3 protein-coding genes are annotated in these 3,607 nt (G+C 70.5%); all 3 read left to right on the plus strand.

Going from position 1 to position 3,607, the window contains the following annotated elements; all coding sequences use genetic code 11:
* On the plus strand, nucleotides 1-105 hold a 105-nt coding region (locus FDZ70_07795), incomplete at its 5' end, for a potassium-transporting ATPase subunit C (protein ID TLM73367.1).
* Nucleotides 106-108: 3 nt separating this feature from the next.
* Nucleotides 109-1,245, plus strand: coding sequence for a sensor histidine kinase KdpD (locus FDZ70_07800; protein ID TLM73368.1), 1,137 nt, complete (start codon nucleotides 109-111; stop codon nucleotides 1,243-1,245).
* A 121-nt stretch (nucleotides 1,246-1,366) separates the two neighbouring features.
* The gene (purL, locus tag FDZ70_07805) at nucleotides 1,367-3,604 is read left to right on the plus strand and encodes a phosphoribosylformylglycinamidine synthase subunit PurL (GenBank protein ID TLM73369.1); all 2,238 of its coding nucleotides are present in this window, start codon (nucleotides 1,367-1,369) and stop codon (nucleotides 3,602-3,604) included.
* Nucleotides 3,605-3,607 lie beyond the last annotated feature (3 nt).

Genomic DNA, 3,607 nt, shown 5'->3' on the forward strand with positions numbered 1-3,607 from the left:
CTGGTGGACGAGCACGTGACCGGGCGCCAGTTGGGCTTCCTCGGCGAGCCGAGGGTCAACGTGCTCGAGCTGAACCTGGCGCTCGACGAGACCGGCGGGAGGTGAGCGGTGTCCGGCGAGGCTGACACGGGAGCGCCCGCGCGCGGCAGGCACAAGATCTTCCTCGGCTACGCGGCGGGGGTCGGCAAGACCTACACGATGCTCGCCGAGGCGCAGCGTCGCGCGTCGAGGGGCGAGGACGTGGTGATCGGCTACGTCGAGCCGCACGACCGTCCCGAGACGATCGCGCTCGAGGCCGGACTCGATGCGATCCCGCCCAAGCGGGTCGAGTACCACGGCGCGGTCTTCGAGGAGCTCGACACCGACGCCGTGCTCGCGCGGCACCCGGCCTGGGTGCTCGTCGACGAGCTCGCCCACACGAACGTGCCGGGCACGCGGCATGGGAAGCGCTGGCAGTCGGTCGAGGAACTGCTCGACGCTGGGATCAACGTGATCTCCACGGTCAACGTCCAGCACTTCGAGAGCCTGAACGACGTCGTCGCCCAGATCACCGGCGTGTGCATGCGCGAGACGGTCCCCGACCGCGTGCTTGACGAGGCGGACGAGGTCGTGCTCGTCGACATCACGCCCGAGGCGCTGCTCAATCGTCTGAAGCGCGGGGTCATCTACCGCCCGGAGAAGGTCGAACAGGCGCTGTCGAACTTCTTCAGGCGGGGCAACCTCGTGGCGCTGCGCGAACTGGCGCTGCGCAAGACCGCCGACGAGGTCGACATCGAGCTCGAGGCGTTCATCGAGGCGCACGACGTGGACAAGACGTGGGGTGCCCGGGACCGCGTGCTCGTCACCATCGCCAGGCCGCACTCGGCGGCGAAGCTCGTGCGCCGCGGCTACAAGATGGCCAGGCGGATGTCGGGGGACCTGCGCGTGATGCACGTGCGTTCGCCCGGCGTGCGGCCGTCGGGCGCCGAGGAGGCAGCGCTCGAGGACGTGCGGCAGCTCACCGAGCATTTCGGCGGCGAGTACGTCGAGCTCACCGGCGACGACCCCGCCGAGGAGATCATCCGCACCGCGAGCGCCTACCAGGCGACCTTCATCGTCATGGGGCAGTCGGCCAGCAGCCGCATGGAGGAGATCTTCCGAGGGTCGATCGTCAACCGCATCATGCGCGAGACGCGCAACATCGACGTGGTGATCGTGGCCTCGCCCGAGCCCGAGAAGAAGTCGGCCCAGCAGTCGCCGGAGTAGCGCGCTCGGGCCGTCCGCGCCACGCGCCCCCGCGTCGTGCGCGTTCGCCTAGAATGCGGGTGAGGCCCGGCACGCGCGCCGAGCCGCCCGTCCCCGCCGCGTCTTCGAGGAGCCGCCCCACATGCCGGAACCCGTCGCCGACCTCGCGCCCGAACTCGCCCCGCAGCTCGCCGTCGAGCTCGGCCTGAAGCCCGACGAGTACGAGAAGCTCACCGGCATCCTCGGCCGTACGCCGACCGTGACCGAGCTGTACATGTACTCGCTGATGTGGAGCGAACACTGCTCGTACAAGCACTCGCGCAAGGCGCTGCGCATGTTCCCGAACGACGGCCCCCACGTGCTGCAGGGCCCCGGCGAGAACGCCGGCGTCATCAGCGTCGGTGACGGCTGGGCGGTCGCGTTCAAGATGGAGTCGCACAACCACCCGAGCGCCATCGAGCCGTACCAGGGCGCGGCGACCGGCGTCGGCGGCATCATCCGCGACATCTTCACGATGGGCGCGCGCCCGATAGCATCGCTCGATTCGCTGCGCTTCGGCACGCTCGACGACCCGCGGCAGCGCTACCTGTTCGAGGGCGCCGTGGCCGGCATCGGCGGCTACGGCAACTGCATCGGCGTGCCCACGGTGGGCGGCGAGGTCTACTTCGACGAGGCCTACGCCGGCAACTGCCTCATCAACGCGATGTCGATCGGCCTGCTGCGCGAGGAGAACCTCACGCGCGCGGTCGCGGGCGGCGCGGGCAACCTCATGCTGCTCATCGGCTCGACCACGGGCCGCGACGGCATCGGCGGCGCGTCGGTGCTCGCCAGCCAGGAGTTCGACGAGAAGGCCGAGGACAAGCGGCCGAGCGTGCAGGTCGGCGACCCGGTCGAGGAGAAGCTGCTCATCGAGGCGTGTCTCGAACTGCTCGAAGGTGGGCTGCTCGTCGGCCTCGGCGACTGCGGAGCGGCCGGTCTGACCAGCTCGATCTCCGAGATGGCGAGCCGCGGCGGCGCCGGCGTCGACATCGACGTGACGAAGGTCCCGCAGCGCGAGGACGCCATGAAGCCGTTCGAGATCATGGTGTCCGAGTCCCAGGAGCGCATGGTCGCGGTGGTGGAGCCGGAGCGGCTCGCCGACGCGCAGGCGGTGTGCGAGAAGTGGGGCCTGCGCTCGACCGTCATCGGCACGGTCACCGACACCGGGCGGTTCATGGTGCGCGAGGGCGAGACCGTGGTGGGCGACATGCCCGCCTCCACGCTGGCTCACGATGCGCCAATCTACGACCCCGCCATGGAGCGGCCGGCGTACCTCGATGAGGTGCAGGCGTACTCGTGGGCGGGCCTCGCGTACCCCGACGGCCCGGAAGCGCTCGCCGACGCGCTGCTGGCAGTGCTCGCCAGCCCCAACATCTGCTCGCGCAAGTGGATCTGGGAGCAGTACGACCACCAGGTGAGGCTCGACACCGCCGTGCTGCCCGGTCACGACGCCGCGGTGATCCGCATCGGCGACGGCGTGCGCGGCATCGCCACCGCGAGCGACTGCAACGGGCGCTACTGCTACCTCGACCCGTACGTGGGCGCGCAGATCGCGTTCGCGGAGGCGGCGCGCAACGTCGCGTGCGCGGGCGGAGAGCCGGCCGCCATCACCGACTGCCTCAACTTCGGCAATCCCGAGAAGCCCGAGGTGTTCTGGACCTTCCACGAGGCGGTGCGCGGGCTCGCCGACGCGTGCAAGGCGTTCGGCGTGCCGGTCATCAGCGGCAACGTGAGCTTCTACAACGAGTCGTTCGGGCAGGCGATCTTCCCGACCCCGACCGTGGGCCTCGTGGGATTGGTCGACGATGTCCGTCTTGCGCCGGGCATGGCGTTCAAGGACGCCGGCGACGTGATCGTGCTGGTGGGCGAGACCGCCGACGAACTCGGCGGCAGCGAGTACCTCAAGGTGCTGCACGGCGTCGTGGCGGGAGCGCCGCCGGCGCTCGACCTCGATCTCGAGCGCGACGTGCAGGCGGTCGTGCGTGCGGCGGTGCGGGGCGGGCTCGCGAAGTCGGCGCACGACTGCTCGGAAGGCGGCATCGCGGTCACGCTCGCGGAGTGCTGCGTGGCGGGCGGTATCGGCGCCGACGTGCATCTGGAGGACGGCTTGGCCGCGCATGCGGCGATGTTCTCGGAGACACAGAGCCGCGTGGTGCTGACGTGCGCGGAGGACCGGGCTGAGGAGATCGTGGAGCTGTGCCTGCAGCACGAGGTGCCGTATGCGGTCATCGGGACCGTGGGCGGCGAGGCGCTCGCGCTGTGCGGCATGTGCGAGGTGCCGGTGGAGCGGCTCGCGGGGGCGTACGAGGACACGCTCGAGCGGCTTGTGCACGGGGGGTAGGCG

The organism is Actinomycetota bacterium (genome assembly GCA_005774595.1).
GTDB lineage: Bacteria > Actinomycetota > Coriobacteriia > Anaerosomatales > D1FN1-002 > D1FN1-002.